We start from the raw sequence: 351 nt of genomic DNA on the forward strand, positions 1-351 counted from the left end.
CCGACAGGGGCTGGCGGACCGTGGTGAGGGCCGGGGAGATCCAGCGGGCCTCCGGCAGATCGTCGAAGCCGACCACGCTCATGTCGTGCGGCACCCGCAAGTCCCGTTCCGCCAGCGCCTCGTAGACCCCGAGGGCCATACGGTCCGAGCAGACGAAGACGGCCGTCGGCGGTTCGGGCAGATCGAGGAGTTCCAGCATCCTGCGGTGGGCGAGACCCTCGTCGAAGCCCGCGTGCCGGACGTACTCGGGACGGTGCCGCACCCCGGCCGAGGCGAGCGCCGAGCGATAGCCCGCCACCCGGGCGCTGCTGCACATCTTGCGCTGATGACCGGCGATCACGGCGATCCGCT

1 protein-coding gene is annotated in these 351 nt (G+C 71.5%); it reads right to left on the reverse strand.

Going from position 1 to position 351, the window contains the following annotated elements:
* A partial coding sequence (locus tag ACLZOT_RS50770; protein WP_416976089.1) for a substrate-binding domain-containing protein occupies window positions 1–351 on the reverse strand: 351 nt, incomplete at both ends.

Origin of the sequence: Streptomyces sp. 4F14 (genome assembly GCF_048159485.1) — a bacterium.
GTDB lineage: Bacteria > Actinomycetota > Actinomycetes > Streptomycetales > Streptomycetaceae > Streptomyces.